4 protein-coding genes are annotated in these 2543 nt (G+C 68.0%); all 4 read right to left on the bottom strand.

Going from position 1 to position 2543, the window contains the following annotated elements; genetic code table 11:
- Positions 1–351: nitronate monooxygenase (locus tag ACIPIA_RS14075; RefSeq protein WP_400510447.1), on the bottom strand; the 351-nt coding region annotated here is incomplete at its 3' end.
- Positions 352–363: 12 nt separating this feature from the next.
- Entirely contained in the window at positions 364–1236 is an 873-nt protein-coding gene (locus tag ACIPIA_RS14070; protein WP_400510446.1) for a branched-chain amino acid aminotransferase, read from the bottom strand.
- 270 nt (positions 1237–1506) lie between these two features.
- Entirely contained in the window at positions 1507–1824 is a 318-nt protein-coding gene (locus ACIPIA_RS14065; protein ID WP_400510445.1) for an AzlD family protein, read from the bottom strand.
- Positions 1811–2543 (bottom strand): AzlC family ABC transporter permease (locus ACIPIA_RS14060; RefSeq protein ID WP_400510443.1); only part of this gene is annotated, 733 nt, incomplete at its 5' end. The genes ACIPIA_RS14060 and ACIPIA_RS14065, both read right to left, overlap by 14 nt.

Raw genomic sequence — 2543 nt, 5'->3', positions numbered from 1 at the left:
GCAGATCAGGGGAATGCCCGCGGATGCGATCTCCGCCGCGAAGGGGCGCGGGTCGCCGAAGGAGAGCATCAATGCGGCGGGCCTGTGCGCCAGGGCCTGCGCGAGCAGCTCCGGCTTCCTGGCCATCGACCAGGTGATGAAGCCGCAGCCGACCTGCGTGTTGCCGGCCGCGGAGAATTGCTGCTCGATCCAGGCGCCGTCGCCATAGCCGCCGCCGATCAGGCCGAGGCCGCCGGCGCGGCTCACCGCCGCGGCGAGGGCCCCGCCGCCTGCCAGCGCCATCGGCGCCGACAGGATGGGATGGGCGATGCCGAGCCGCTCGGTCAGCCGGGTGGCGAGGCGCGCCGTCAACGGCGAGCCGCCTCAGGCGGCCTTGGCCTTGCTGTGGGCGAAGTCCATGTAGAGTTCGCGGGCGCGGCGGAACAGCGGCCCGGGCTGGAGCGTGCGGTTGTCGATGCGGGTCACCGGCATGCACTTCGAGTAGTTGCCCGACATGAAGATCTCGTCGGCCTGCTCGAAATCCTCATAGCGCAGGCTGCACTCCTCGACCGGTACGCCGTTCTCGCGCAGCAGCTTGATGACACGCTGGCGGGTGATGCCGTTCAGGAAGGTGCCGTTCGGAACCGGGGTCTTCACGACGCCGTCCTTGGCGAGGAAGATGTTCGAGGTCGCGGTCTCCGCGACGTTGCCCTGCATGTCGAGCACCAGCGCATTGTCGAAGCCGGCAGCCTTGGCCACCTTCAGCACGCGGGCATTGTTCGGGTAGAGGCAGCCCGCCTTGGCGTCCGTCGGCGCGGTCTCGTAGCTCGGGCGGCGGAACGCACCCTTGGTCACCGAAAAGCCGTTGGTCGGCTGCGGCATCGCCGCCTCGAACAGGCAGAGCGCGAACTGGGTCGATTCCGGATCGGCCATGATGGTGGAGGGGCCGTCCGCCTCGCCCCAGTACATCGGCTTGACGTAGAGCGCCGTGCCGGGCGCGAACTTCTTGGCGCCTTCGAACATCTTCTCGACAATGAAGTCCGGCGAGACCGTCGGATTCAGGCCGAGCGCCGTCGCCGAGCGGTTGACGCGGGCGGCATGCAGATCGATATCCGGCGCGACGCCGTCGAAATAGCGACCGCCGTCGAAGACCGACGAAGCCTGCCAGAGCACATGGCTGCGCGGACCGACGATGCCGGGGTTGCCCTCATGCCAGGCCCCATCGAACCAGGTCCACGTCTGAGAATACCATGCCATGACGGCGCTCCGTTTTAGTCGGTTTTACTGTGCCGCACCGTCCTCCCGCCGCCGCCCGCCGTCAACACATGGCGGCGCATATCGGGATGACGTGATGTGATGGAAGCAATCGGCCGCCGTGATGGATCGGAGATTGCCCGGCACTTCTACTGCGGCGACCGTCTGACGGCGCATTTTGCGCTTCCGGTGCTCACGTACTGATATACGCTCCGCTCCCGTTCTCGAAAGCACCGCAAGCCCACTCCCCGCGGCGAATAGCCGGGCAGCCTCTCAAAAGCCGAATGCGCGCAGCGCCGAGATCGCCGCCATGCCGGTCAGCAGCGCCAGAAGCTCGCTGCGCCGCAGGATCATCGTGCCGATCGCGACCAGCAGCGCAATGGCAGCGGCCCAGCCCAGCCGCTCGATCAGCGGCAGTACGGTGGCGACCACGATGGAGCCGGGCAGCGCGGCGAGCCCGCGGCGGACGTGCGGCGTCAGCGGGATGAAGCTCATCAGCGCGACGCCGGCGATACGGCAGAGATATGTCGCGATCGCCATCGCGGTGATGGCGAGGATCGCGCCCCAGGTGCCGGGATCAGGCAGCGTCATCGCGGAAAGCTCCCGTGATGGCGCCTGCGAGCGAACCGACGATGATGAAGGCATAGCCATCGACCAGCCGGGCGGTCACCAGCGCGACGAGGCCCGCGACCACCCAGGGCACCGTACCGCGTCGGCCGCGCCAGAGCGGCACGATCATCGCCGCGAAGAAGATCGGCATCACGAGGTCGATGCCGTAGCGGCTGGGATCGCTGACCAGCGCACCGAGCATGTAGCCGCCGCCCGTCGCAATCACCCAGACCAGCCAGAGCGCCAGCCCCGCCCCCACCAGCACGCCGAGGTCTCGCCCCCCCTCGGCCTGATAGCGCGTGCCGATCAGCCAGTTGGCGTCGGTGAAGAAGAACAGGTGGAAGGCGTTGAGAACCTTGGGGTACTTCGCGAACCAGGGCTGTAGGGAAGCGCCCTGCAGCACCATCCGGGCATTGACCGTCGCGGTGACGACGGCCAGCCCGGCGATGGCGCCCCAGCTCCATTCCGGGCGCCATAGCTCCATCGCGACGAGTTGCGCCACGCCGGCATAGACGAAGGCGCTCATCAGCATGGTCTCGAGGAAGGACAGGCCCTTGGCCGAGGCCGCGGCACCGAAGGCGACCGCGAAGACGATGATGCCCGGCATGAGCACGGAGACCTTGCGCACGCCCAGCAACATGCCGGCGTCCGTGATTGGCGCCTGCGGCGCCGGCGGGTCCATTTTCTGATCTCGCGACATC

Source organism: Allobosea sp. CER48, from assembly GCF_044752385.1.
GTDB lineage: Bacteria > Pseudomonadota > Alphaproteobacteria > Rhizobiales > Beijerinckiaceae > Allobosea.
The sequence above is the reverse complement of the archived record's forward strand: the minus strand, read 5'-3'. Positions and strand labels throughout refer to the sequence as shown.